The 24,949-nt window shown below is 55.5% G+C and carries 18 protein-coding genes; 6 read left to right on the top strand and 12 right to left on the bottom strand.

Annotated elements, in window-relative coordinates; translation table 11 throughout:
* The first annotated feature begins 56 nt into the window (after positions 1–56).
* The 3 genes from NHH03_RS16155 to NHH03_RS16145 all read left to right on the top strand — a co-directional run bounded on the left by NHH03_RS16155 (position 57) and on the right by NHH03_RS16145 (position 4,633).
* Positions 57–440, top strand: coding sequence for a BlaI/MecI/CopY family transcriptional regulator (locus NHH03_RS16155; protein ID WP_253157981.1), 384 nt, complete (start codon positions 57–59; stop codon positions 438–440).
* On the top strand, positions 440–3,814 hold the full coding sequence (locus tag NHH03_RS16150) for a M56 family metallopeptidase (protein WP_253157980.1): 3,375 nt from the start codon (positions 440–442) through the stop codon (positions 3,812–3,814). Before NHH03_RS16155 ends, NHH03_RS16150 begins: the two co-directional genes overlap by 1 nt.
* A 141-nt stretch (positions 3,815–3,955) precedes the next feature.
* On the top strand, positions 3,956–4,633 hold the full coding sequence (locus tag NHH03_RS16145; RefSeq protein WP_253157978.1) for a pesticin C-terminus-like muramidase: 678 nt from the start codon (positions 3,956–3,958) through the stop codon (positions 4,631–4,633).
* 26 nt (positions 4,634–4,659) lie between these two features.
* Here NHH03_RS16145 and NHH03_RS16140 read toward each other — a convergent pair whose 3' ends face one another.
* The 3 genes from NHH03_RS16140 to NHH03_RS16130 all read right to left on the bottom strand — a co-directional run bounded on the left by NHH03_RS16140 (position 4,660) and on the right by NHH03_RS16130 (position 6,616).
* Complete coding sequence (locus tag NHH03_RS16140) at positions 4,660–5,466, bottom strand: hypothetical protein (protein WP_253157977.1); 807 nt, start codon at positions 5,464–5,466, stop codon at positions 4,660–4,662.
* Positions 5,467–5,615: 149 nt separating this feature from the next.
* On the bottom strand, positions 5,616–6,065 hold the full coding sequence (locus NHH03_RS16135; protein ID WP_253157975.1) for a hypothetical protein: 450 nt from the start codon (positions 6,063–6,065) through the stop codon (positions 5,616–5,618).
* Positions 6,062–6,616 carry an RNA polymerase sigma factor gene (locus NHH03_RS16130; protein WP_261364308.1) on the bottom strand — a complete coding sequence of 185 codons (555 nt, stop codon included), beginning with the start codon at positions 6,614–6,616 and terminating at the stop codon, positions 6,062–6,064. Before NHH03_RS16130 ends, NHH03_RS16135 begins: the two co-directional genes overlap by 4 nt.
* A gap of 487 nt (positions 6,617–7,103) precedes the next feature.
* Between NHH03_RS16130 and NHH03_RS16125 the strand changes: the two genes are divergently transcribed.
* Positions 7,104–7,550, top strand: a complete 447-nt coding sequence (locus NHH03_RS16125; protein WP_253157974.1) for a BlaI/MecI/CopY family transcriptional regulator — start codon at positions 7,104–7,106, stop codon at positions 7,548–7,550.
* The gene (locus tag NHH03_RS16120) at positions 7,547–11,542 is read left to right on the top strand and encodes a redoxin domain-containing protein (protein WP_253157972.1); all 3,996 of its coding nucleotides are present in this window, start codon (positions 7,547–7,549) and stop codon (positions 11,540–11,542) included. Before NHH03_RS16125 ends, NHH03_RS16120 begins: the two co-directional genes overlap by 4 nt.
* A 103-nt stretch (positions 11,543–11,645) precedes the next feature.
* Here NHH03_RS16120 and NHH03_RS16115 read toward each other — a convergent pair whose 3' ends face one another.
* Both NHH03_RS16115 and NHH03_RS16110 read right to left on the bottom strand, forming a co-directional pair.
* Positions 11,646–15,176, bottom strand: coding sequence for a serine/threonine-protein kinase (locus NHH03_RS16115; RefSeq protein ID WP_253157971.1), 3,531 nt, complete (start codon positions 15,174–15,176; stop codon positions 11,646–11,648).
* Positions 15,163–15,774, bottom strand: a complete 612-nt coding sequence (locus tag NHH03_RS16110; RefSeq protein WP_253157970.1) for an RNA polymerase sigma factor — start codon at positions 15,772–15,774, stop codon at positions 15,163–15,165. Before NHH03_RS16110 ends, NHH03_RS16115 begins: the two co-directional genes overlap by 14 nt.
* A 1,054-nt stretch (positions 15,775–16,828) precedes the next feature.
* Between NHH03_RS16110 and NHH03_RS16105 the strand changes: the two genes are divergently transcribed.
* Positions 16,829–17,407, top strand: a complete 579-nt coding sequence (locus NHH03_RS16105; protein ID WP_253158113.1) for a transposase — start codon at positions 16,829–16,831, stop codon at positions 17,405–17,407.
* Positions 17,408–18,349: 942 nt separating this feature from the next.
* Here NHH03_RS16105 and NHH03_RS16100 read toward each other — a convergent pair.
* From NHH03_RS16100 to NHH03_RS16070, 7 genes are all read right to left on the bottom strand, one after another.
* Positions 18,350–18,802 (bottom strand): hypothetical protein, encoded by a 453-nt coding sequence (locus tag NHH03_RS16100; protein WP_253157968.1) that lies wholly within the window; start codon positions 18,800–18,802, stop codon positions 18,350–18,352.
* A 170-nt stretch (positions 18,803–18,972) separates the two neighbouring features.
* On the bottom strand, positions 18,973–20,361 hold the full coding sequence (locus tag NHH03_RS16095; protein WP_449339329.1) for an IS91 family transposase: 1,389 nt from the start codon (positions 20,359–20,361) through the stop codon (positions 18,973–18,975).
* Between the two features lie 14 nt (positions 20,362–20,375).
* A complete protein-coding gene (locus tag NHH03_RS16090; RefSeq protein WP_253157964.1) occupies positions 20,376–21,290 on the bottom strand; it encodes a tyrosine-type recombinase/integrase in 915 nt (304 codons plus the stop codon).
* A gap of 526 nt (positions 21,291–21,816) precedes the next feature.
* Positions 21,817–22,197, bottom strand: coding sequence for a DUF6896 domain-containing protein (locus NHH03_RS16085; protein WP_390895575.1), 381 nt, complete (start codon positions 22,195–22,197; stop codon positions 21,817–21,819).
* A gap of 498 nt (positions 22,198–22,695) precedes the next feature.
* Entirely contained in the window at positions 22,696–23,082 is a 387-nt protein-coding gene (locus NHH03_RS16080) for a hypothetical protein (RefSeq protein ID WP_253157960.1), read from the bottom strand.
* Between the two features lie 238 nt (positions 23,083–23,320).
* On the bottom strand, positions 23,321–23,707 hold the full coding sequence (locus NHH03_RS16075) for a hypothetical protein (RefSeq protein ID WP_253157955.1): 387 nt from the start codon (positions 23,705–23,707) through the stop codon (positions 23,321–23,323).
* A gap of 101 nt (positions 23,708–23,808) precedes the next feature.
* Positions 23,809–24,303: a hypothetical protein gene (locus tag NHH03_RS16070; protein ID WP_253157953.1), complete on the bottom strand. Its 495-nt coding sequence runs from the start codon at positions 24,301–24,303 to the stop codon at positions 23,809–23,811.
* Positions 24,304–24,949 lie beyond the last annotated feature (646 nt).

Below are 24,949 nucleotides of genomic sequence, written 5' to 3'. Positions count from 1 at the left end.
TTGTTTACCGCAATAGATTTAGTGGAGTAAATGAAGCGAGCCAATCGAGGGTGCTGATGAACACGACGCAACTGGGACGAGTGCAACTGCTGATCATGCAGGTGCTGTGGGAAAACAAGCGGGCGACCGCTCGTGAGATCACCGACCAAATCAATCAGTCCGAACCGATCGCTCACAGCACCGTGCAAACGTTGCTGCGAGGCTTAGAAGAGAAGCAAGCGGTTGACCATGAAACCGAGGGACGCACCTTCACGTTCTTTCCGCTGATTGGCGAAGCGGACTTCAAGCAATCGGCGACCCAAGATTTGCTCACGCGTGTCTTCCGAGGCAGCGTCGAAGGGTTGGTCGCCCACTTGCTGCAAAGCGAAGACGTTTCAGCGGATGAACTCGCTGACCTTCGCAAACTGATCAACCGCCAAGCCAAGAAGAAGGGATCGTGATGAACGTTGTAAGTTGGATTGAGTCGGTTTGGCAAATCGGAATGCTGTACGCAATGCAGTCAACGATTCTGATCCTGGGCGTGATGGCAGTTGTCCGTCTTTGCCGCATTCGCGACGCTGCGGTGCTGTCGATGATCTATCGCTTCACAATGGTGGCTGTCGTCGTGTCGCCAATGGTGACCGTTGGCATGAAACAAGCGAATGTCGACGGCTGGTGGCCTGCCAAGCCAAGTCAGAAAGCGTCGGCCGAGGCGGAGGTGTCGTTCTCCACGCCCGCGATACCGATGCCAAATGACTTTGCGACCACCGGTGGAGACCCATACCAGGGAATCGACAACGACACGATGTTCAATGAACCGGTCGTGGTGGCTGCTGTGGACTCGCTGCCAGTGTTTGATGTTCCACCAAGCGAGCTTGCCCGTGCCGAAGCCGCTGGCGATGAAATGACACTGACCACAAGCGATGCCACAGCGACAGCCGACGCCAGAGCCGTCTTCGTTTGCAAAACAATTGCAGTCACGGCGTGGTTAGTCGTGTCGCTAGCTTTGCTGATCCGGCATGGCCGAGCCTTCTTGTCATTGAGGCGATCCCTGAAACGCAGCGTGCCGGCAAGCTCGGAGATCCAAGCTGTCTGCGACCAGATGGCCCGTGACCTTCAAGTAAAATCACCACGAGTCGTTTGTAGTCCGTACTTCGAGAGTCCGTTTCTGTCAGGCGTATGGATTCCAGTCATTCATTTGTGTAGTGACGACGACGGCGTCATGGAGGCCAGCGATAACGGAGAAGTCCGCGATGTCCTTGCCCACGAACTCGCTCACTTGAAGCGTCATGATTTGATCGTGCGGATGATGAATCACGCGGTTCTGTCGCTGCTGTTTTTTCAACCGCTGTTGTGGCGATTGGTGGATTGGATCGAGGGCACCGCCGAAGACGTTTGCGACGACTTTGCTCTGGGGCTTGGTGCATCGCGTCAATGCTATGCGCGGCGGCTGGTCGACTTGGCCGAACGTTGCGACTTCCCCCCCGGCTCCGCCGTCGGAATTGCATCGGGAAATAGCATGCTCCAGCACCGGGTCAAACGGATCATGGAAGACGGTCGCCGGCTCTCGTTGCGAGTCAGCTTGCATGCAGCAATCGTGAGCGGATTGACCACCTCCATCGTCGTGCTTGTGATTGGGTTGTTGTTGACGCCTCCTAGCTCACTGTCCGCGCAACCGCCCGCGAGTTCGCCTGCCGAGGCTCCAAATGTGGAGACAACCAACGATGACTTGCCGGACGTGCGACCGTTCATTGAACAAGCGTGGCCGCGGGATCCCGTTCGAGGCACAATCCTGAGTGATTCGAGACCGATCGCGAAAGCGAAAGTCTATTGGTGGCGATCGCGATCGTTTGAGGTGGAACCGATGAGCCCGGTTCGCGTGACAACGGACGCGAAAGGACAATTTGAGATCACGCGAACGCCCCCGAACCCAAACGATCCAGCGATTTGGGACATGCGTGAGGCCATGTTGGTTCGAGCGAAAGGCTATGCGTTTGAGTACACCTGGCCTCGACAATTTGGAGCGTCAATCCCGTTTGATCCCGATTGGCCCGGCAAGAATCCTGAAGCAATCGGCCCCGGCGCGCCATTGAAATTAGCACCCGAAGGCACCGCCGTGAGCGGACGTTTGATCGACATTGAAGGACAGCCGATCGAGGGTGCCAGCGTCCGAATTCGTGGGTTTCACAAGCGATCGTTTCGGATGAAGGCTGGCCCTCAATATCTCGTTCACAACAAATCGGAACCTGAAACTGAAGAAGATCGAATTCGAGACGTTTCTAGCGTGGTCCACAGCGACAACGGCTTACCGCTCAGTGACGCACTACCGCGAACCGTTTCCGACTCCAACGGCCGCTTTCGACTTACCGAGCTGCCGAGTGATTGCTACTTCCGGCTTCTCGTCGAGCGGGAAGGCATTGAGTCGTCGGACTTGGTCGTACGAAACTATGGCGATGAAGAAGTCGTATCTGTTCCGCAGGCTGAGAATTTCAAGAGCAGCGCACCGACTCAGGTTTATCCGGCTGATTTCGAGGCCGTCATTGGCCCCTCGACTCCCGTCCTGGGGACCGTGACTGATACCGATACGGGGAAGCCGATTGCTGGTGCGTTTGTGCAAACCACTCTCGTGAACACTCAGCGAATAACCACGACGGGAGGCCGCGAACATTGGACAGCGACGACCGATGCGGCGGGAAATTATCGAATTGATGGTTTGCCAGCGGGCGATGGAAACAAAGTTGTCGTCTTCGGCCCGAACAGCGATCCTTACTTGCCGGTCGCCGGTGAAACTGATGGGTCAAATAGAGTCGAGACGACAGAAACTGTCCACGAACTCAATTTTCAACTGAAGAAGGGCGTTTGGGCGGAAGGCCGCGTCTATGACGCCGAGACCGACGAACCTTTCTACGGTTCGCTCACCTACTACTGGTTCCGCAATCGCGACCTGGAAGCGGAGTATAAAGGTGTCTTCCGAGCCTACTTCGACGGTCGTTACTTCACCGATTACGACGGACGTTTTCGAATTCCCGTGTTGCCTACACCAGGCATCATCGCGTTTAGCACCGGTAATCGTGATCAACAACGGATGTCGGCATATTCAAGCGGCTACGGCGAATGGGAACTGGCGAAGTATCGGAAGCCGGACGCCGGTTTTCCGTATTACGTAACGGCTCCAACCATCGTGATGCCCGACAACTACAACCGTTTGGGTCTTGTTGATCCAAAGCCGAAACATCTTGTCGTGCATGTCGACTTGCCGATCAGTAAAGCCAAGCCGATTCCTATCACCATACTCAATCCCGATGGAAAACCCGCGACAACGGAGCTAGAAGTCTACGGCGCCAATGAACGCTATGGGTGGCAAGACAAAATGCCGCAAGGACTCATCGTCGAAGATCTTCTTGATGATCGACGTCGAAAAGTATTTGCGTTTGATCGTAGTCGTGGATTGGTCGGCGGCACCATCGTCGAGCATGGAGCAGGAAAGCAATTCACGATCAAGTTGTCGGAAGCTGGACGGGCGCACGGTCGACTTGTCGATGCGGACGGTGAATCCGTTTCCGATGCCAGCATCTGGGCCAATTTCGGCGACTCCGAAGATGCTGAAGAGTTCGCGGTGTGGGCTCGCGTCGATGGAAAACGCATCAACCCATCGGTGCTCATTCCCGACGAGGACGGACGCTTCGAGATCCTCGGCCTATCGCCAGAGTGGAGGTATTCAGCTCGAGTCAGCAAAGGCAATCGAAGCATCGGACACGCATTCCGATCCCTGGTGATCCAGCCTGGCGAGAACCGTGACCTCGGGGACATTGTGATCGACGTTTCCCAGGACTGAGCGTCAAGTTGGTTCTCGTTCGGTCACTGGCCGGGCCAATGCGATATGCTTGGGAGTGTTACCAACGACGCGGGGCTTCGCCCCTCCGCTGCAGGTTCATTCACATACACGCTTCCCAGCTCAGAGAGTCAGGTTTTAGGAATGCGGTTCGTTCACCACTTTTCGGTTGTTGTAGCCTTCGCACTCGTGGTCGCATCGACTTGCCAGGCAAACGATGCGTTCAAAGTCGAGCGGGGCCAGTTGACGTTCGACGCGGAAGGCCAAGAAGGTGGTCCGTATCACAGCCGAACGCCCCATGTGCCCAGCAATTCTTCGGGCCTGACAATTGGCCGCGGTTACGACATGAAGGAGCGGAGCGAGTCCGGCATCAAGGCGGACCTGACCGCGGCCGGTCTTGCCGAGGCAAATGTCAATGCGTACGCCAAGGCTGCTGGTCTATCCGGTGAAAAAGCCAAGGATTTCATCAAGGCCAACAAAGACGATCTAGTCGAGATCACGGCGGAACAGCAAAAATCGCTCTTCGAAATCACCTACAAGCAGATTGAAAAGGACGTCAAGCGAATTTGCAGCAAAGCCGACGTCGTGAAGGCATACGGGGCAACGGACTGGGCGAAGCTTGATTCCAAGATTCGGGATGTCCTGGTCGACCTTCGATTTCGAGGAGACTACACGCCCAAGTCAAGAAAGTTGATCCAGAAGCCTATTGCAGGCAACGACTTGGACGCATTCAAATCCGCGTTAACAAACCAAGCCAACTGGCCCAGCGTCCCCGAGGACCGTTTCAATCGACGAAAGCTGTTTCTTGAGAAGCAAGAGTGAGGCTGGTTCGTCGTCGATCCGAGATTCTACTTCACTAAGTCACGATCTTGGACTTCTCTCGATGACGAACCAATCAACATCGGACGGTTGTCGTTAACGAAGGATTTGAATTGCTTGATGATGTCATCGGTGATGGTCACATCTCCCTTATCCTTCATCTCTTGAATGGCTTTCACCTGTTCGGCCATCTGACGCTTGTACTCCTCGCCCGTGACGTCTGCATCGGTGGATCGCACCCAAACTTTGTACGGCCCTTCAAGATTTGTTTTGTTGGCACCATTGCGTACGCCTGAAATGACGATTTGATCGTCGCCGTACTTGATTGACAATCTGCCTGACTGTAGCGTTCCAATTGGCTCGGAGTTCTTGATTTCGCGTAGTGAAAATTCGAGGTCTGCGACGCCAGCAATGGTGACGCCGATGAGTGATCCACCGCCCATCCCAATCCGTCCGACATAAATGTTGTCGTTTAGTACGACTGGGCTCTGAGGAAAGTCCCAATCAAAGGGGGAAAGATCATCGACGGTAAATGCCTTCGGTAGTTGAATCTTGACCATTTCCGGTTCGATGATCAGGTAGTAGACGCGGCCATCGTCACTCTTCGCCACCTCGATGAAGTCCGGCCGCATGTCAGACACATCCACTTCCGACTTGCTCGCCTGGGTTCCAGCGTTCGCTTTCGAGGGCTCGATTGACACCGCCGCGGCGATCCGGTCATTCGTGGGCAAACATTGGATTTCTGCGTTGAATCCGCTTGTTCCGCCGACGCCAATCCCGACAGTTCCGCCGTAGCTGCATGAACCTGAGCTATGTTGGCGGTAGGTCGCCTTCACGTCCTCTGGATCCCAAGATCGAATGCTGACCTTCAGGGTCGGAAAGTAGCCGGGATCTTTGTTCGCGACTGAGTCCTCCGCCAAAACGACGGAGGATGATGTCACCAAAATTGTCAAACTTGCAATCAAACTGCTGAATCGTTTCACTTTCATTCTCCACTGAGTTGAATCATCGACTTCGATTTAATCCGGCCCACCCCACACAGGTAGGTTTCTTCTTGGCGAAAGGTCGTTTTGTCTAACGTCTCGAGGTCGTTCACAGCGCTGGTTGCCATGGCGTTCGCGATTTCGCCCATGGGAACTGAATCAGAGTCTTGGGCGACCTGCTCGTTCGTGCCAGAAGTTTTGGTTTCTCCTCGCAGGCTCCAACCGATGCCGATGCCCACGAGCAACGAGGCAGCGACAGCCGATGCAAGGATGCCCGGCCAAGCCATCGCGCTGAGATTGACCGATCGATGAGGCGTTACCGGAGCGGCGTCATTGGCGGCGGCAAGGCACTTTTCACGCAAGCCCGGCGGCGGTTCCATTTCTCGGAGAACACGAAACTCTTCGGAAAGAGCTTGGTCGTCGTCATCCCCTGGTTCGTTGTGGCGGTTCATTGCGTTGGTCCTGAATCAGCTAAAAGTTGTTTAAGTTCAATTTTGGCGCGATGAAGGTGGCTCTTGATCGTGCCAATCGGCATCTCACAGACTACGGCAATCTCTTTGATGGAAAGCTCATTGATGAAGCGAAGGATGACGACCTCTCTTGTTGGCTCTTCTAGCTTGGCGATTGCACATGAAATCTGCAGTTTCTGTTCTTCTTTCAGCAGCGAATCCTGCGGCGATTCCTGTTCTGATTCCAAGGTCGACCAGGTCACATCGCTCGCCTTCGTTCTGGAACAGGCTCGATAGTGGCCGGCTCGAACATGTCTCGCGGTGGCGTAAACGAACGCGCGAATTTGACCATCGCCCCCGCGAAAGCGAGAGACGCTTTTCAAGACCTGGAAGAAGGTTTCCGCGGTCAATTCCTCGGCCTCTGGTTGTGAGCATCCGCGACACAGCAAATACCGATAAACCGGCGCTAAGAATGCTTCGACGACCGACTCAATCGCCTGGGAATCACGCCTGCGGAGGCGTTCTGCGGTTCCGGGGGTGAAAGATGCGGTCAATTGCTTTCTCTACTTGGCTGTCGCGTTATCGCAGGCGTGTCCCGTTGACCATAGGAAGTTGCCTCAGCGACAGAAAGGTTGCAGAGAGTTGAAGATTTTCCGCAGAAAACGCAGAACTGATCCAACGCAAGCGACGCGCTCGTAGGCGTCAGCACCACCCGGAGCGAGCACGCGACCATGCGTTTCGGGCCGAGGCCAACTAGCCCGATTCCGATTTTCTGTTCGACGGACATTCGAAGCGGAGCAACCCAATGCGACTCATGGACCCGTTGCCCGATCCAACCGTCGAGGATGAGCAAAGACTCAACACATTCGGTTCCACCCCCAACGAACTGAAACGGCCGACTTGGCGTTGCTCAAGGCATGGTTTGACAAAACGCGGAAGTTGTCCGCGATCCGTCAGGACGGGCGTTTCCAGCGATGTAAATATGCGGATCCTTCTGCACTTGGGGTCTCGACAGGGGTCTCAATGTGTGGGAGCATCTGCATGTTCGACGCCTCACTTTTGTGTCGATTCACTTCGACAGCTCATGCCACGGGAGCCAAATCGATGCCGCAGTTCACAGCCGGCGAACTCGAAGTCATGCAGATTTTGTGGGAACACGGTGCGAAGAAACCGGCGGAAATCCAGGCCGTGTTTCCACGTGAAATCAAGAACGCAGCACTTCGTTCGGTGCTGGCGATTCTGCTCGAAAAAGGCCACGTCACGCGGCGACAAGTCGGCAAGGCGTTTGTCTACCACGCCAAGACGCGGCGTAACGGCGCCTTCCGCAGCATGATCGCCGAACTCGCCGATCAGTTTTGTGAGGGCTCCACCCGCACACTGTTGTTCAATCTCGTGCAGTCCGAAAAGCTTTCTGATGATGATATCGCGGAATTAGAACGACTCGCCAAAGACACCTCCTCCTCCTCCCCAAAACGGAAGAAATCATGAGCCTCGTATCTGTGTTTTCTGGTTGGGTTTCATCGGCTGTCGACGCGCCATGGCTCGTCACGGCGATGGTCAAAATCACGATCGTGTTGTTGGTCGCGTGGGTAATGCATTTTCTGCTGCGTCAAACGAACCCACGTTGGCGTGTTGTCTTGTGGCGTTCGGCGATTGTCGGCGTGATCGCGGTCGCGTCGCTCGATGCGGTGCGGATCGCCGCGTTGTCTTGGGAGGTGGCTTCACCCGTCGCTGCGGAACTGACGCAGGTGTCTGAATCTGAAGTGACGCTACCGTCGAACGTTTTATCAAACGCCGCGACGGCGCAGGCGGGCTCTGTGCCAGGCGTGTACGTGCCAGCGGTGTACGCCGTTCCGCAAGACGATTTTTGGGTGGCGTCGCAATCGCAGGTGTCGACACCATCGTCCGCCGCAGACGCCGCTTTGCAACCGTCGGTCGGTTCCGCGTGGGCAATTGAGAACATCTTGTTGACGGGATGGATCGCCGGGTTGTGTCTCCTGACGCTGCGTTGGCTGATCGGAACCATTCGTGTTCATGCGATTGTTCGTCATGCGTCTCCACCACCCACGCTCGTTCAAGAACAGGCGGACGGTTTGCGGCGTGAGTTGGCCGTCGGACGATGCCGAACGGTGCAAGCCGCGATTCAGGGCTCGCCGTTTTTGTGCATGACCCTCGGCGGCCCCGTCGTCGTGATCCCGGAATCGCTCACATCGAGCGCCGACCGCGAGGAGATTCGTGCGATCTTGATTCACGAATTATCGCACTTGCGATCGGGCGATTTGGTTTGGAACCGTATTGTACGAGTTGTCATGGGGTTGTTGTGGCCGCATCCGTTTGCATGGCGGATTGGATCGACGCATTTACAAGCGTGCGAAGATGCCGCCGATGCGGAGTCCGCGCGCCGGATCGGGGAAGCCGAGCTTTACTCACAAACACTCGCAAAGGTGGCACTGACCATTCGCCGCGGGCAACGTTCTGTGGGTTTGGCGATGGCACGTGTCAGCGATGTGCGCCGGCGAATCGATCGCGTGAAGCAAACGTTTCGTCTGCTGCCACTGACCCGGAGGCAAATCACCGCTTCCGTTGCTGTAGCCTCACTCGTGTTTCTGATGCTGGGAACGTTTCGGTTGGTGAATGCTCAACCGCCAGCTCAAGAAAACGTGAAAGAGGATGGGGCGGAGGTTGCTAAGAAAGAAGACGCCGAAAAACAGGGCGAGCGTTCCTTGACCGTTCGCGTCGGTGACGAGCAAGGCAAACCGGTCGCGGGCGTGGAGTTTAACGCGTGGTACAACGCTGAGAAAATCGAGCCGGAAAAGACTGACGAGGGCGTTTACGAAATCGTGTTTCCTGACGACGCTCGGTTCTTGCGGTTGGACGTGAAGGCACCACAACGGGTTCCGCACATGGCGACGTGGCGGGAAGAAGAAATGAAAACGGAACTCGCGGATACGTTTGAATTCCGTTTGCCGCTCGGCAGATCCGTCAGCGGCCACGTGTTCGACGAAGCCGATAAACCGATCGAAGGTGCCACTATTTCCGTGCTCAATGCGACGGGAGCGAAAGATCGTGTGCGTCCGCAAAGTCGTGTGTATCGATACGAGGTGCAAACCAATGCCAGCGGTCGATGGGTTTGCGACGTGATGCCCGCCGAATTCTCCGAGGTGTGGTTGAAACTCAGCCATCCCGACTATGCGAGCGATTCGATGTTCGGCGCAACGGCAGGCCAAGTGCCCGTCGATCAGTTGATCGAGGGAACGCACCGGATGGTGTTGAAGAAAGGCGTCACCGTGAAGGGCAAGATCGTGGACACGAGCGGCAACCCGATCGAAGGCGTGACGGTTTATCAAGGCAGCGATCGCTTCGGTTCGGATTACCCGGAAACGAAGTCCGACGCGGTGGGTGAGTTCGCGTTCCCACACAGTAAACTCGGACAGATGATTCTGACGATCGCCGCCGACACCTTCGCACCGGAACTCCGGCAGGTCGACGTGACGGCGGAGTTCAAACCGATCGAGGTCGTGTTATCGCCCGCCAAAACGCTGCGGCTGCGAACCGTCGATGCGGCCGGCAACCCATTGCCCGGTGTCTTGATCGTAGCGGACTCTTGGCGTGGTCACCGCTCGTTGGTCGATGCGATGTCTCGTCGGAAATCCGACGAGCAAGGGCGATTTGTTTGGAAGAATGCGCCGCAGGATGAGGTCGCCTTCGACATGCTGGCAAAAGGTTTCTTGGACAAACGGCAAACGAAACTTTCGGCTAGCGACGAAGAGCAAATCATCACGTTCAGCTTTCCTCTGTCGGTCACCGCGACGGTCGTCGATGCGAAAACGAAACAACCCATCGACGAGTTTGAAATTATCGACGGGATTCAGTTCGAGCAAAGCGATCGGATCACTTGGGAGCGAGAACGCAGCAAACGTGGCAGGGCAGGAGCGTTCAAGACAACGTTCGACTACCCGCGACCAGGGCACTTGCTGCGGATCGAAGCAATCGGTTACGCCCCGGCGATCTCACGCGTGATCCGATCCAACGAAGGCAGCATTTCGTTGTCCTTTGAACTCGAACCGTCCGAGCCTCTTCGCGGTGTCGTGATGACCAGCGAAGGCAAACCGGCCGCCGGCGCGCAAGTCGTCATCGCGTTGGCTTCGCAGTACGTGCAGATCGTCAACGGTCGTCTGGCCGATGTCGAAGATCAATTAATGGTAGTGACGGATGAAGAAGGACGCTTCGAATTGCCCTCGCAAGAAGACGCGTTCCGGTTGTTGTTCTTGCACGAATCCGGTGCCAAACTGGTTGCGGGCGATGCGTTCGAAACCGGCCAGAGCGTGACCCTGCCGCCATGGGCGACGATCCGTGGCACCGTTCGCATCGGAAAGAAACCGGCATCCGAAACCGATGTGGTGCTGCATCACGTCGACTCCGCCCCCTACGGTCAACCGCGATTCCAGATCGAGGGACACGGCACCACGGATGACGAAGGCCGATTCGTTTTCCATCGCGTCCTGCCGGGCGAAACGTTTTCGGTGCAACGTGTGATCCCGCGAAAACCACAGGGCACTGTCTATTCGCATACCGTGCGAGTCGCCACGCAGCCGGGCGGCGATCACGAGGTTGCGATCGGTGGCGATGGCCGTCCGGTCGTCTGGCGAGTCGCCGTTCCGAAAACGGATGCGAAGTACGATTGGGGTTTCAACGTCATCATGCCGGACACGTCGAAGTTTGCGTTTTTTCAAGAGGTGGACGAGATGTCCGACGAGGAAAAACAGCAGTGGTACGACGAGTGGAGCAAAACAGACGAGGGCATCGCGCACGCGGAGAAACAAGGCCGCTTGTACGCCGTGGTCGTTGAAGAGGACAACGCGGTTCGTGTCGAGGACATCCCCGCCGGTGACTACACGTTGTCGATGTCGATCAACGCGGCGACGGCAAATGACCAATGCGGATTCGGCGAGTCACTCGGCAACCTCGTGCATCGCTTCACGATTCCGGAAATGCCCGGCGGACGCAGCGACGAGCCTATGGACCTCGGCGAGTTGACGTTGAAGCTGCGTCAGTTCATCAATGTCGGCGATACCGCACCGGCGTTCACCGCAAAAACGGTTGACGGTGAATCGGTCCAACTGGCCGACTATGCTGCTAAGTACGTGTTGCTGGATTTTTGGGCGACGTGGTGCGGGCCGTGTTTGGCCGAGATGCCGAACCTGAAAAAACTCCAAGAACAGTATGCCGGCGACGATCGCTTGGTCATCATTGGCTTGAGCCTGGACGCGGAAGCCGAAACGGTGAGCGACTACTTGAGCGCAAACTCGATGCTTTGGACGCAGCTTCATTTGGGCGACAGCAGCGACGTCCAATCCGACTACGGCGTGCAGAGTATTCCGGCGACGTTCTTGATCGGTCCCGACGGAACGATCATCGCGAAAGACGTTCGAGGCGATGAACTGATCAAGACGATCAACGAAAAGCTGGTTGAAAAGTGAACTAACTCGTAAAAAATAGCGGGACGAAAAAATAGCGGGACGGGGTTGATTTGCGGGCAATCGCATCAATCCCGTCTCTTTTGAAGTATCGATCGTCCGGTGTTCATTCGACCGACGGTTTCGCCGGTAGGGACATTGCCCGCGCGGCGTCCGGATTCTCGCCGGCTGGGGTTCCGCGTGTGGCCCTTTCGATGCTCAGGTCGAGCGAGCCAGAAATCCTAGGCACTCCGTACCCAAGAAGTTGTTCCTGCAAGTCCGTGAGTGAATCATTGATCTCTTTCAGTTTTCTGTATGAATCGGATTGGCGTCCGGCATCAACCGTGTTGGCTTCGATTGTCGCTCGATAAGCTGCTTCAGCTTTCTCGCGTTTCACGCAGGTGTCACTGTGCTCGCGAATCAGGCGTTCGATTTCCAGCCTGCCGTCGGGCGTGTCTGCTCGACTGATCTTTGAGTGGTACGCATCTGCAACGAGACGAACAATTCTCTCACGTTGCTCTTTGGTCGTAATGTGACCATGAATACCAAACACGAACTCGTTGCCTTCGGTTGTCTCGACCTCCAAATTTCGGCTCAACCAGACAAGGCGTTCGCCAACATCGGTGGGCAGAATTTCGATGTCATCAGGCCAGCGAATCGCCCCGAGAAGAACGGGGCTGCGGACGAGCATTGCATGCGTGTCAACGACGCTGCCATCACTCCAGCCGTATGTTTCGGCAACATCGACAGCGATTGTGCGAAATGCAAAAGCGGAGTTTTGTTCGTCGCCAACGATGCGTTCAAGTTTAAGACGCCATCCTTGTTGGCCTGAGGGATCGCTGTTGAAAATTTTGATCTGCAAGTGATTGTCGTCCTCAAACGAGTAGACGATTGACCCTTTTGGCATGTCCGCGATCGAGTCGTGGTTATTCACAAACGAGATCGCGTTTCCAGCGGATTGGCGATAGATGTACCGAGAAAGTTCGTCCGGCTCCGTGAGCCAACTGAACGTCCAGCCATCGAAAGTCAAAACCATGTTCTCGTGAGGGACGACATTGCTCCCTTTCTCGTCGGTCATCGTCATGACACGCCAAGAACCGAGCAGTTTCTCTATCTGACCACTCAGTGATTCAACGGGTACTAACTTCCCTGAACCGAACTTGTACGGCAGCGAATCGACGGAACTTCCATTGTCGAGCCTAGCTGATTGACTCGCGTCGACTTCTCCGATCTGCGTCGGCAAAGCGACGGGCGAATTTCCGAATCGCAAGGGCGGCAGTGTCTGCCCGGCACTCAAACCAAACGATCGTGGTTCCGGCAGCACAAACGCTCTTGCCGCATTCTTTCTTGTGAATGCGACCGTGACGAACACGTCGGAATTTGCGTCTTCAATGCTCGTTGGTCGCCCTACTTGTTTGACTTGGTCTTCCCTGGCGAAGCAAAGCGTGATTGAGGAGCGAGATGCTTCAACAATTCCTTGCCAAAGACAAGGTCCACCGTCGGGAGCACCGTCGTTAGAACGCAAGTCAATCCACAGTTGTTCGTTTTGGGGTTGGATGTCGTATGTGAATCGCAGTGGCGCGGTTTCATCGTCCGACGACCCGATCACGCCAACGTTCCCCGCGAACGCAGCAAAGCCAGAGCGTTTGGCTTTCGCTGGGCTGGACAGTTCTACTTCCCATGTCCCATCCAGTAAGTTGGCAGTTGTTGCGTCAGGATCAACTTGCAGCGTCGAATTTGACTTCAAAACTTTTTCTGACAGATCTTCCTTACCAACCTGCTCGGCAAAGTAGACGCCGCCCATTCCTTGCCCGGTCTCGGGGTGATAGAAGGTGATGTGGGGACTGCCGATTGCCGTGATTCTTTTCGAGAGCGTGAACAGATGCGTTCCCTTTTTCGCATCCATCATTTGGCTGTGCTGAATGGGTGTGCCGACCGGTGTTTCGCCTGGCTTCAACGCCACGGTGGAGTAAAAGCCCAGATGCGCGTGTTCGTTGCTCTTCAGCGTGTACTGCCCTTTCACGATCACTGTTGCACCGATCTCGAACCCCTCACCTGTAGAGGTAATTGACTCAATCTCGATGTGATCTCCCGGCTCAAAACTGCTATCGCCTAGCACGAACGCCACGTCCTTTGCGGTGGTTTTTGCTTGTTCAGACTGAGTCGCCGAGTGAACAACTCTCACGATCTCGCTTTCTCCCCGACGCAACACGACCTGGCCGTCTTCAATCCTCAACTCGTCAGTCGGCGTGTCGATGACAACGACGTAGTTCCCTGCTGCAATGCGAACGGTTTCGCCGGATCGCTTGACGGTCAAACGCTGAACCGTTTCACCATCCTGCAAAATGCGAATCGGGACATCATCCGCGTTGGATTCAATCGTCAACGTGCCTTTGTTCAACTCGATTGTGACAAAAACGCCGGCGACGAATATCAAGAATGCAAACGCAGCAGCTGCGATGAACTTGAAGCTGGGCGGGAACTCGCGACCACCTGATGAAAGTGCGGCAACGGCCATTGGTAGCGGTGAGACTGTTGGTTGCTGAACGTGAGCAAGACAGCCTTCAAGAAGTTCGCCGACTTGCTCTGCGGAATCAAATCGCTGATCAGGCGTTTTGGCAAGCAACTTCATCACGATCGATTCCAGCCACGCTGGAATGTCGGGGTTGCTTTCGCGGATTCCGCGCGGCGTGTCGTCTGTGATTCGTCGCAGAACGGCATAGCTCGTTTCGCTGCGGAACGGCGGATGGCCGGTACACAGTGCATAGAGAACACAGCCGAGTCCGAAAAGATCGCTCCGCCCGTCGATCGCTTCGCCTCGAACCTGTTCGGGCGACATGTAGTGCGGCGTACCAGGATGGAAACCACTGCGGGTCAGACTGGCGTCGTCGGTTGCTCGGGCGAGACCAAAGTCAGTGAGTAGTGCTCGGTCAACGCCTTCATCAAGCAAGACATTGGACGGTTTGACGTCTCGGTGGATCAACCCTTGTGAATGAGCTGCGGCAAGCCCCTTTGCCACCTGCATGCCGATGCGCAAAATTTCGCAAGCTTCCAAAGGTCCTTCGCGATCAAGACGCTGTTGCAGCGATCCGCCCGCGATGTACTTCATCACCAGAAACGGACGTTCGTCATCGGTTTCGACGTTGTGAATCGGGACGACGTGGTCATCGACAATCGCTGCGGCAGCCCGAGCTTCCCGAGCAAAGCGATTTCGCGCGGCTCCGCTGCCGGCCAGATACGGTGCCAGCAGCTTCACCGCAACGGGACGATTCAGTTCGGTGTCGTATGCTTTGAACACGACGCCCATGCCGCCGCTTCCAATCAAGCGTTCGACATCATAGCGACCGATCCGGCCTAGCATTTCAGGATGACTGGCTTCGGCAAGCAGAGATTCCGCCATCGTGTCCGTCCATGCCAGCGGACGCTTCCATCTCTCGCGAGCTTCGATTGATTCAGCGTATTCAACGCTGGACGTTTCGCTTGTTGCCAGCCAGTGCTGCGCCGCATCCCATTGCTCGTCATCGGCGGCCAAGTGTGCCAAGTGCGTTTGGCAAACCGTGCAGTGCTCCAAATGATGGGCAACCTCAGGATCATGCGTTTCTGTGTCGTCGTCAGCGTCGAGTAGGTCCGCAAACACGATGTCATCACACTTCATCATCAGAATTGTCTCCAAAAGATTTGACCACGCTTTGCAATCGCTTCATCACCCGGCTGCGAGCGATATAGACACCGCCTTTACTGATCCCCAAGTCTGCTGCGACGTCCTCAACGGACTCACCCAGCACTGCCGTGCGTCGAAAGGCTTGCCAAGTCGCATCATTCACGCGTGAACGGACGACCGCCGAAGCACGCATGAAAATCTCACGCTGAACTTCTTCGTCGAAATGACTTGAGATATCCCGTGCTGCTTCGATTTCGTCGAACTGTTTGTCCGCTTCGTCGCCGCCGACGCCCCAGGGCCGATGCTTTCGACGCGTCAAGAAGTCAATCGACAAATTTCGAGCAATCCGAAACAGCCAAGCTCGGAACGCTCCGCGGTCATCCCGTTCCAGCCAGCCAGTGACGCTGCGAGCGACCGCCGACAAGACCTCCTGGACAACGTCATCAGCGTCCGCCGGTTGTAGTCCCAGTCGTCGTGCCGTCCGGTAAATGACCGGGGCGTAGATTTCCGCGAACTCATCCCAAGCCGCGATGTCGCCCGCATTCTGCAATCGCAGAATGAGGCTGGCTCGCGTTTCGGGTGGGCTGGCGGTCATCTGCTATCCGACTGAGGCAAGGATTCGAACACTTCGGTGCTCCTCTACAAAGAAGACTCACCGCGTTCAAAAACCTTTCACAGGAAGCGACAAATAACTTGAACACGGAATTCGCGTTGGCAACTCGACGTTTGCGGGGTAATCGCCAGTGGCGAATCGCAACGCAATTTTACCGCCTTGCGTTGTAGTCAATTGGGTTTGCGAGGCATCGAACGAACGAGTCGAGCAATGCGGTCAGGCCCAGAGGCTTCATCGTCTGGGTTTGCAGATGGGACGCCGAACGAACCGCTAGGTGATTGCACCACCCGTTCTCCGTTTCTCCAAACCGCATTACCCGACGTTTCTCTGTTTCTCCGCCGCAGAATGAGCCGGCAGTTACCCCCTCAATCGAGAATCGCTTAGAAACCCAGAGTTTTGCCGTGTGAATCCTTTCCGTATCCGGACCGTCTGGGAGAGTCGGACGACTCTTAACCCGGACCGACAGTGAAACGAAGAAACAAAGAAAACGGCCCAAAACGCCGCTATCCCATAACCCTGCGGTCGCCCCACCAACCACAGCGACAAAGAAACGAAGAACGCGATCTGCTGGCGGCGAACTCGCAAACACCGCAAAACACGGCGTAAGAACGAAGAAAGGCCGGCATGAAATTCATGCCGACCTTTCGTTCACTTGTGGGTCTGAAAGCTTTTGGAACTTTCAGAGAAGTTGTGGGAATGGAATTCGAAGCGGAGACTGCGAGGTTATGAATGGCCCGGTCATTCGCCGCATCGATTAGGTCGACCGATGCGACTTAGAGGTTGATCTAAGTGCCGTCAGTTGGACCAACCTCAGCAGGTTGGGCGATCTCAATCTGCAGGAGGTGCAGGACACCGAAACGGGTTTTCACGATTCTGGTCGATGCTCCGGCGGCCGACGCCGGAAGACGCTTGCGTTTCCTAGTTACAAGCTGGCTTCATCGGCTGGGTCGCATTATTTGGTGCCTCGGTTTGCATATCAGGCACCTCCTACTTGAGAGCACCAGTCGCTTTTTCCTTGCTCCATATTTCGCTCGCAATGGTCGGATCAACGAGTTGGGCAAACTGTCTTGCGGTAAAGGCGCTCCGCAAGGCCGAGCTTTATGATCAGTTGCCTGCCGGGGTGTTGAAGTTCGACTGGGTGGTGAACATCAAACCGGTCGGTGACGGCGGGGCCGTTTTAAAATACTTGGCACCCTACGTCTATCGAGTCGCGATCTGTGACAACCGGATCGCGGCGGTGGATGACCGTGGAGTGACCTACAAGGTCAAACCGTCAGGGGAGCGTCAGTACAAAACACGTTGGCTTGATGGCGAATCGTTCGTCCGCAGTTTCGCCCAGCACATCTTGCCGCCCGGTTTTCGGAAAGTCCGCTACTACGGATTCATGAGCGGCAACTGCAAACTGCAGTTGGCCGATGCGCGCTGGCTGGTGTGGCTTTGGCTTGGCTGGACGTATTGGCTGTCCAATCCAATGACACCGCCAGAAGTGACACGTCGCCAACCACCGAAGTGCACTCGCTGTGGTGGCGAGCTTGAGCTGCAAGGGATCACCGGCAGTGATGGCCAATGGATCTGGCACATTCGGCTCGCCACACGAGGTCCACCGTTGTCATGACCCAGATGATCCATATCCACCGAGCCTGCGAAACTGCCGCCCGTCGGCATCACGCAACCGGTCTGCGCAGAGACTGGTCGATCAGCGTGAAACGGACTTCCAAGGGGCAGTCACCTCGCTTCAAAACGCCACAACCCGCTCCCACATGCCTGGGTTCACTCGAGCGAGTTCCTGCTAATCCACTCCCAAGCGATATAGAAAGTCACTCTTCGAGCTGCAGCATCGAGTGTAAATCCCAAGGGTGCATCGCCGACTCCGGCCTTCTTGAACAGAGAATTTGAGCATCGGCTCGCCCGCTCAAATCTCCCGCCCCTCTTCAGGCTTGATAGAGAACCGACGCCAACACCGCTGTTCATTCACGCGATGTCAAATTCTTATTGGTTCCCCGCTACTTGGTCCATCCGCCGGAGTCTCGTTCGAGCAAGCATGTCGGCGTTGAATCAGTTGCAATATCAAACCATCCGCCTCGGCCCCATCGCGGACCGTAACGACAGTTTACCAACACGACAGCGGGTTCGTCGGGGGCGAAGAACGAAATTAGCGGGTTTTCGTACATGATGTAAAAATGATTTTTGTCCACGCAGGTCGACGCGACAACGTTGGCATCAACAGTTGATATGAACAAATCATCGGAGGTCCAAGCGCGGACTGCAGTTCCAGATGTATAGAGTCGATCTGTGTCAAATCCTGTGTGCTCAGCGAGTACCAATCGGGCAAGACTGTCGATTGCGTTGTTTGACGCACGCTCCTGTAGGATGGTCCACTGCTCGGACGCAAACCGTCTAACAGCATCGAGAACGTGAGTGTTTGCGGTCACAACGATTCAGTCGGGGAACTTTGGAATTCACGCGGTGGCGGGAGTTGATCATCCACTTCGAAAAACACGCCACCGCCACTCGCGTGCAATTCTCTGGTTATCCCCTACGCGGTGTCGAGCATTGTTCACGCAGGCGGGATGATATGGTGAACGCCATCCATCAGATTCATGTACCCACCAGGTGGTTGCTGCGGTATTTTTGCAGCGTCTAGCATATTGTATGCAAGCAAGACGGTTGGTGGAACGTGGTTTTCAAGACAGCCAAAACAGTAGTGAAACGGAAACACGGCAAGCGAACGGTCGTCGTTGACGATAGCAATTGCCTTGAAGTCGTCATGGTCGTGTTGCGTCAGGCTAGCCCATTGCCATCCGAACTTGCGTGCAATTGCATGTCCCCACAGGCTGCCGATCGGCAAGGCGCGGTCATCCCAGTTATCAACCTTGGCGAACCACCCCGCTTTCTTTGGTTTTGCCAAGAAACTGTTGATCGCTTCGACGATCACGGCAGGTTCCGCGTCAACGGATGTACCGACGAGTTCAGCACCTTCGGTAGCCGCGCCGTGAAGATTGGCAGCCATTGATTCAGGAAGCGGGTCTTCGGAAGTGCTCATGGTTGCATGTCAATCGAGGTTTCTTAAGTGGGATAAACGAAATGCGATCTATCCGGGTACCGAAGGTACACGGATAGATCGGGCGTTGAACTTTGTCGACCATCACGTGGGTCGGGTGGGCGGGGGAGCGACCCGCGTCAGAATGATTCTATCGCAAAGGATCGCTGTGATGTCATTCCCACAAGAGACAGCTGCAGCGGGGGAGAGGCTGCGGCGGGCGAGGATTCCTTTGCACCTTCTACCTGGGTTTCCAGGTACCAATCGCTATATCCCGCACCCATTGCCTCGTCCCAATGCTGTCGGAACTCCTGCAACTGAAGCTCCGCATACCACGACGGACACCGCGGATCTTCACGCCGAAATAAATCCCGCCAACTGGGGCGTGCCGTCTGAGAGATCAACTGCAACCGGTCACTGCCACAGTGTGGGCAGGCATGCACGGGGTCTTCCAACTCAGACTCCTGATCAGCGGCTTCAGGCGTGGTCAACTGATCCGATGATGCCAGAGTTTCTCGGCAATGCGACATGTAGGCTTCGCGAAGCTGATTGCTCCAGCCACCGAAGTACCGAGTCTTGGTCAACTGCTCAGGCTGGATGTGCAAGCACCAACGACGGACGAAGTCGCCGATCTTGAGTGTGATTGGAACTTGCTGCCGTTCACCGCCCACCCGCTTCCCTTCACGCGCCATAAAAGTCACTTGCGTGCGATCTGCGGCGACGATGCGATGGTTGCTGATCGGACCACCGGTCAAGTACCGTGTCAGATAATTGACGACTTCGTTGCCATGGCTTGTCTCTTTCGGTGGCGGTTGAATATGAGCCGCCCATGATTTCGATTCTAAATTCTTGACGAACACCTCCCAGTTCTCGCTGCTCCGAAGAGACTCGAACTTGCCACCGAACTTCAACTTGCCTGACGCACGAAGACGACGCAATTTGGCAATCGCTCGTTTGCGATACGTTTCTCGAAGTCGCTCGACATCGACCAAGTAGTAGCCGTCGGAGTTCTTTGCATCTGGCGGCGCTGCGGCCCGCGTCCAAGCTTGTGTCGTAATCCCGGGGCCTTCGCCGGGAACCAGCAGATGCACATGCCAGTGCGCTTCTAGCTTCTGATTCCATGTGTGCAGCACGCTGATCCCAGCGGGCTCGTAGCCTTGTTCGTCCTTGATGTTTTTCGAAAGACCCTTCCACGCCGACGTGGCAAGCAGCTCTGACATCTCTTTTTGGTTGGCCAGTGCCAATTCGGAGAGTTCGCTTGGCAGAGTAAAAACAACTTGGTAGTAGACAACGCCTGGCAACAACAACTTCGAAGCTTTCTCGTTGAAGTCGATTCGTTTGCTGCCACTGCACTGAGGACAATGCCGATCGCCACAGGAGTTGTACAGTGAGCTTGTTTTGTCACAGTCGGCACACTGAAACTTGCGGCCTCCCATCACGTGCGTGCGGCAAACCGATAACTTTGCCAGCACGCTTTGAACTTGAACGCACATCGATTCATCTGCGGCCTGATTGGCACCAATCCGCAAAATTTGATCAAGGGTTAGCTTTTCTTCGGATTGGAATCGTTCTCCGGTGGCGGTGTCAGAGTCGGCAGTTGCCGCACCGGCAACCAGTCCAGCGGACTCGGCGCATTGACCAGATGTTCGCGGCGACAGTGCAGATAGACCATCGTGGTCACAAAGCTGGCGTGACCGAGCAGTTTGCTGATCGTCAACAAGTCCACTCCCGCTTCGAGAAGTCCTGTCGCGTACGAATGGCGCAGAACGTGGGGATAAACACGACGATGGATCCCCGCTTTCTTGGCCGACACTTTCATCACCTTTTGAATGGTCGTGCCCGCGTAAATCTTGTTGACTGACTTGCCGGGAAAGAGGAAGTCGCTCGGACGATACTGCTTCCAATAGATCCGAAGCTCGCTCAGGAGCCTCGGCGAGAGTGGTACGAGCCGCTCTTTTTTCCCCTTCCCGCAGGCGACTCGAATTTGCATCCGGCGTGAGTCGATGTCGTGAATTTTGAGATTGGCTGCTTCGGAGAACCGCAGTCCGCCCGAATACAGGACCATCAGAAAGGTTCGGTGTTTGAGGTTCGCTGTGCACTGGATGAGCTGATCGATTTCATGCCGGCTGAGCACTGTCGGCAGAGTCTTGGGACGTTTGCCGAAGGGGACCATGACGACCGGCCAGGGGACGCGGATGGTGTGTGTGTAGAGAAACCGTAGCGCGCAGACAGCTTGATTGAACGTGCTGTAGGCGAGCTTCTTTTCTCGGATCAGGTAAAGCTGGAAGGTTCTAACGTCTTCGACGGTTGCACTTTCGAGCGGTTTTTCGATAAAGTCGGCAAATCTTCGCACGTGGTAGGTGTAGGCATCGATGGTTGCCTCGGCCAAATGCCGTATCAGCATGTCTTCTGCGAGACGTTTTGTGATCTTGCATTTTCGATTCTTGTAAGGCGTCATGGTCAAACCTTGGTGGGGGTCAGGAAAACGCTCACGCAACAATGGGTGGGCGATAGACCTCCTACAGTGCTTGCAAAACACAAAAGCGCAAGAGCCATTTAATCGAAACGTTCGCTACAACCGGACCCGAGCAGTGGTGCTAAACCTGTCGCGTCAGCGCAACAACAAAGAATGAAAAAAGCTGCGGGCGAAGCCCGATCATTCACGTTTGAAAGACTCCGCTGCTCGGGCGCTGCAATCGCAAGACTGCCAGCGGGCGCTGAGGCAGTCGGGATAGTCAGAAGACTTGCTCGATCCCGGGGGAAGAACCAGGCGGGATCAACATTGGGGTCGGCAAGGATGCGACGCTGGCCAATAGCGTTCCACCTACCCGCTCCAGCCTACGAGAACACACTTCCAACGACGCAGCGGAAAGCACTTCGATTAAGTTCAACGTTCAGGATCACGCGGCGGCGACGACCGACCAACCACTTCAAAACACCTGACTTCGCCGCTCGTCGTGCATCCATTTGTTCTGTCGCGTTCGTTACGTTTGGAATTGGTGTGCGAGTTCGGCTTCAATCAGGTCGCGGTAAAGTTCCGCATCGTCAATTATCGGTTTGTATTTGTCGGAATCAATGGCCCGGTCATGAACGGATCGTTTTGCGAACAATACGAGTCGCCAAAAATCTGGTGGATCAAACAGTTGCCCATCCAATGTTGAGAAATCAAAATCGATTCCGCCATGCCCGTTTGTTCGAGTGACGTCAACACCTCTGCCGTGTGTTCGGTAGGACCATCCCGTGCCCACGAGGTCGTGACGCCCCCGATGTTCAGGACGCAATACGTCGCGTGGACATTCAAGCTTGAGTTCGTCCAGCAGTAGCTTCACCGCAGCGTCGCGATGCGACATCCAATCAGCGATCAACTGACGTATTGTAGTGGGGTCGATGCAAGCGTCTCCTAATCGACAGAACGTTAGCGATTTCCGAGATCGCGACGATTGATTTGGAACTCAGACAGAAACCTGATTCGCGATTCCGGAACATCGTCTGGTTCCCGTCTTCTTTATAGTACAACGGTCCCCAGCGTATCGCTTGATCGAGTCGGGTTCCAGCCTGGTCCGCAGTCGCAACTTCAGCTTGGGCAGCAGCCTCAGCTCAAGTCGCAACCCCAGCCTGGATCGAGCAACAACCTCCGCGCTGGTCTTCAGCCTGTTTACGAAGGGTTCGTGGACGTGCATCGGGCAGCCGTGGTGCAACAATGCTTCGGTCGCAGATAAAAGCAAACCCATCACCGCCAGCGGCAGCATCCACGTCCAGCTCGTTTCGCCACTCACCATTCACGGGAACGGTAGAAATCACGGGGAACGGGCGAATGACTCGCAAGCAGACCAAATAACACAACTCCCGTTCTCACGTGCATTTCATGGTTCTGGCTTTTTGTCCACAGGTTTGAGTTGCGATTCAAGCACAGCTGATCCGAGGCAAAACGAACGGGTCTCGTTAAACCCGGCAATCTTGGCGCGGACGATCAACGGCAGCGGTGGATTGTCCGCTAGCACTATCTCTATGTCAACGGAATTACGGTACAAGTACCAGTCGCCCATGAACTCAGTTTGGAGCTTGTCGCCAGCAGGATAGGTCACGACCGCATGTTGCGGCTTTCGGTTCGTATTGAAAACCGTAACGCGTGCCGAAGCATGGTCCATGCCGGGAGCGCGAACGGGATGCGCGTAAATCGCAACGTGATCCTCTATCAGCAGACGTACTCGAATCCGAAGTCGCCCTTCGTCGTCTGTCATATTTGACACGATGCGAATCGTAGCCGGGAATTTCGGTTTGCCTCCCTCGACCCCGGTCGCACTGCATTGAAGCACGGCCGATACAAGCAACGTACAAAAGGTGAGCAGACGATACACGAGTGTCTCCACAGTGCCAGAACGGTAGCCGTCACCGAGGACGGACGATTGATTTTCAACTTCAAAAACCGCGCAAGCCGTCCTTCGGTGCACGGCATGGTTCCCAGCTCTTCGGTTGCCGCAATGCAGTTTACCATGGCTCGGAGGTGAGTTCCGGGTGCGAAAGTCTACCGGACATTTCAGGCGGAAGGCCAACCTGAACATCCTCGCAACCCGCTGAAGCCACGAGGCTCATTACCTGTGGGACGGTGGCAAACTCGACCCCAGGCTCAAAATTGATTTGAGTCCTGGAATTAACGAACCAACGTTTCCGGAGTTCTATTGCATCCGAAATGGCATCCTTTAGTTCGCTCGATGAGTACGTTTGAGATTCAAATGTGAAGTCGCCATTCCCATGCGCCATGATACGGATCGTCTCCGAAGGTCGAGCAGCTAAAGTAGCAAAGACGATCGCAGAAAGCGCAACGAGAGCAAGCACGGTGAGTATCGAAACTTTCAATCGGCGGCGTTTCATCATTGGTCGTAGTCTTGCTGGGAACGTTAGCGATATGCGGGCGGCGGCGAGCGACTCAACCATTGCGAAAATGGCGACCACCGCCGCTCCGTATCATCGCATGGTTACCCGCCGTTTGAGTCATCGACCGTGCGAGTCGGTACGTTGCTAGACCCCACGATCGAATGCTGAAACATCATAGCCTTCCCAGCAAGCTTAAAAAGCAACCCACGGATTCCCCGCATCTTCGGCATTGGAAATGGAACTTGCTCTTTGAGCAGCAACCCACGGATCAGGTAGTCAACTAAAGCCCGGTCGTACGCAGCGTCAGTCGAGGAATATTGCTCAGATTCGCGGTTGACCCACGATTCAGAGACGAAAATGGATTGCGCGTCGTAGTCGAGCCTCAGCCAGTAGATCAAAGCCCCAGTCCAACTGCGGTGAAGGTATAGCCAGTGACCATCGCGGTAGATGAACCATTTGTCCTCCATGCATTCCGGGATTAGCCCGGCTGACAGTTCGCCTTCGCGGCCGATGTCAAAGCTCGCGGAGTAGTCCAGCGGTTCACGAATCGCCGGTGGATCAAGCGTGTTCCAATCATCGCGTGAAGCTGGAGCCATGATTCTTATGTCGGGTAACGTCGACGATCACCCCGTTCGCGGTCCAACTGGGTTTGGGTTGGCAGCGGAGTGATCGTAGTCACGGGGGAAAGTTTGTGGATCGCAACGATGAGCGAACTGGGCGTGCATCGTGTGGTTCGCGCATCCGGCAGGAACGTCGGCATGAACCATCGTCGCGGACTGCCAATGTACTTGATTGGAATCGCCAAAGGAAATCCTGCGTCCCAATGAGCAGTCGGCATTCAGGCGTCGGACTGTCGGGAGTCGTACTTGCACTCGTACTCAGCATGGCGGTACTCGTACTCGATGCTCAGGCGCCGGTTTGTCTTCCTCAGCCGAGTCGACCGCGCACCAATCAAACCGTGACATCAAATGTGAATCCCAGGAAACTGAGGCCGGATGAATTTCGATGGTCGCCGCTGGAGCGCAACAATCGCGGTCGGGATGTCAGGCGCCCGACAAAACCGGCAACAACGCAGAAGAGAGCAACCGCGAAAGACACGAAAAACACGAAAGATGACGTGGCGAGTCAGGCGTTGGTTGATACCGCGAACGTTACGGATCACGGGGACCGAGCAGTTGACCCTGACTTCAGGATCGACTGCGCCGAGGTCTCCCGTGCATCCGATGGTTCAAGAAAGCCGCT

This window comes from Stieleria tagensis (assembly GCF_024129865.1).
Taxonomy (GTDB): domain Bacteria; phylum Planctomycetota; class Planctomycetia; order Pirellulales; family Pirellulaceae; genus Stieleria; species Stieleria tagensis.
Note: the sequence above shows the minus strand (reverse complement) of the source record. Positions and strands in the feature narration are given on the sequence as shown.

Bases quoted from the DNA above. Each gene is read 5' to 3' on its own strand.
- NHH03_RS16155 (WP_253157981.1), top strand. From the start codon at position 57: ATGAACACGACGCAACTGGGACGAGTGCAACTGCTGATCATGCAGGTG.
- NHH03_RS16150 (WP_253157980.1), top strand. From the start codon at position 440: ATGAACGTTGTAAGTTGGATTGAGTCGGTTTGGCAAATCGGAATGCTG.
- NHH03_RS16145 (WP_253157978.1), top strand. From the start codon at position 3,956: ATGCGGTTCGTTCACCACTTTTCGGTTGTTGTAGCCTTCGCACTCGTG.
- NHH03_RS16135 (WP_253157975.1), bottom strand. From the start codon at position 6,065: ATGAACCGCCACAACGAACCAGGGGATGACGACGACCAAGCTCTTTCC.
- NHH03_RS16125 (WP_253157974.1), top strand. From the start codon at position 7,104: ATGTTCGACGCCTCACTTTTGTGTCGATTCACTTCGACAGCTCATGCC.
- NHH03_RS16120 (WP_253157972.1), top strand. From the start codon at position 7,547: ATGAGCCTCGTATCTGTGTTTTCTGGTTGGGTTTCATCGGCTGTCGAC.
- NHH03_RS16115 (WP_253157971.1), bottom strand. From the start codon at position 15,176: ATGATGAAGTGTGATGACATCGTGTTTGCGGACCTACTCGACGCTGAC.
- NHH03_RS16110 (WP_253157970.1), bottom strand. From the start codon at position 15,774: ATGACCGCCAGCCCACCCGAAACGCGAGCCAGCCTCATTCTGCGATTG.
- NHH03_RS16105 (WP_253158113.1), top strand. From the start codon at position 16,829: ATGGTCGGATCAACGAGTTGGGCAAACTGTCTTGCGGTAAAGGCGCTC.
- NHH03_RS16100 (WP_253157968.1), bottom strand. From the start codon at position 18,802: ATGGCTGCCAATCTTCACGGCGCGGCTACCGAAGGTGCTGAACTCGTC.
- NHH03_RS16090 (WP_253157964.1), bottom strand. From the start codon at position 21,290: ATGACGCCTTACAAGAATCGAAAATGCAAGATCACAAAACGTCTCGCA.
- NHH03_RS16075 (WP_253157955.1), bottom strand. From the start codon at position 23,707: ATGATGAAACGCCGCCGATTGAAAGTTTCGATACTCACCGTGCTTGCT.
- NHH03_RS16070 (WP_253157953.1), bottom strand. From the start codon at position 24,303: ATGGCTCCAGCTTCACGCGATGATTGGAACACGCTTGATCCACCGGCG.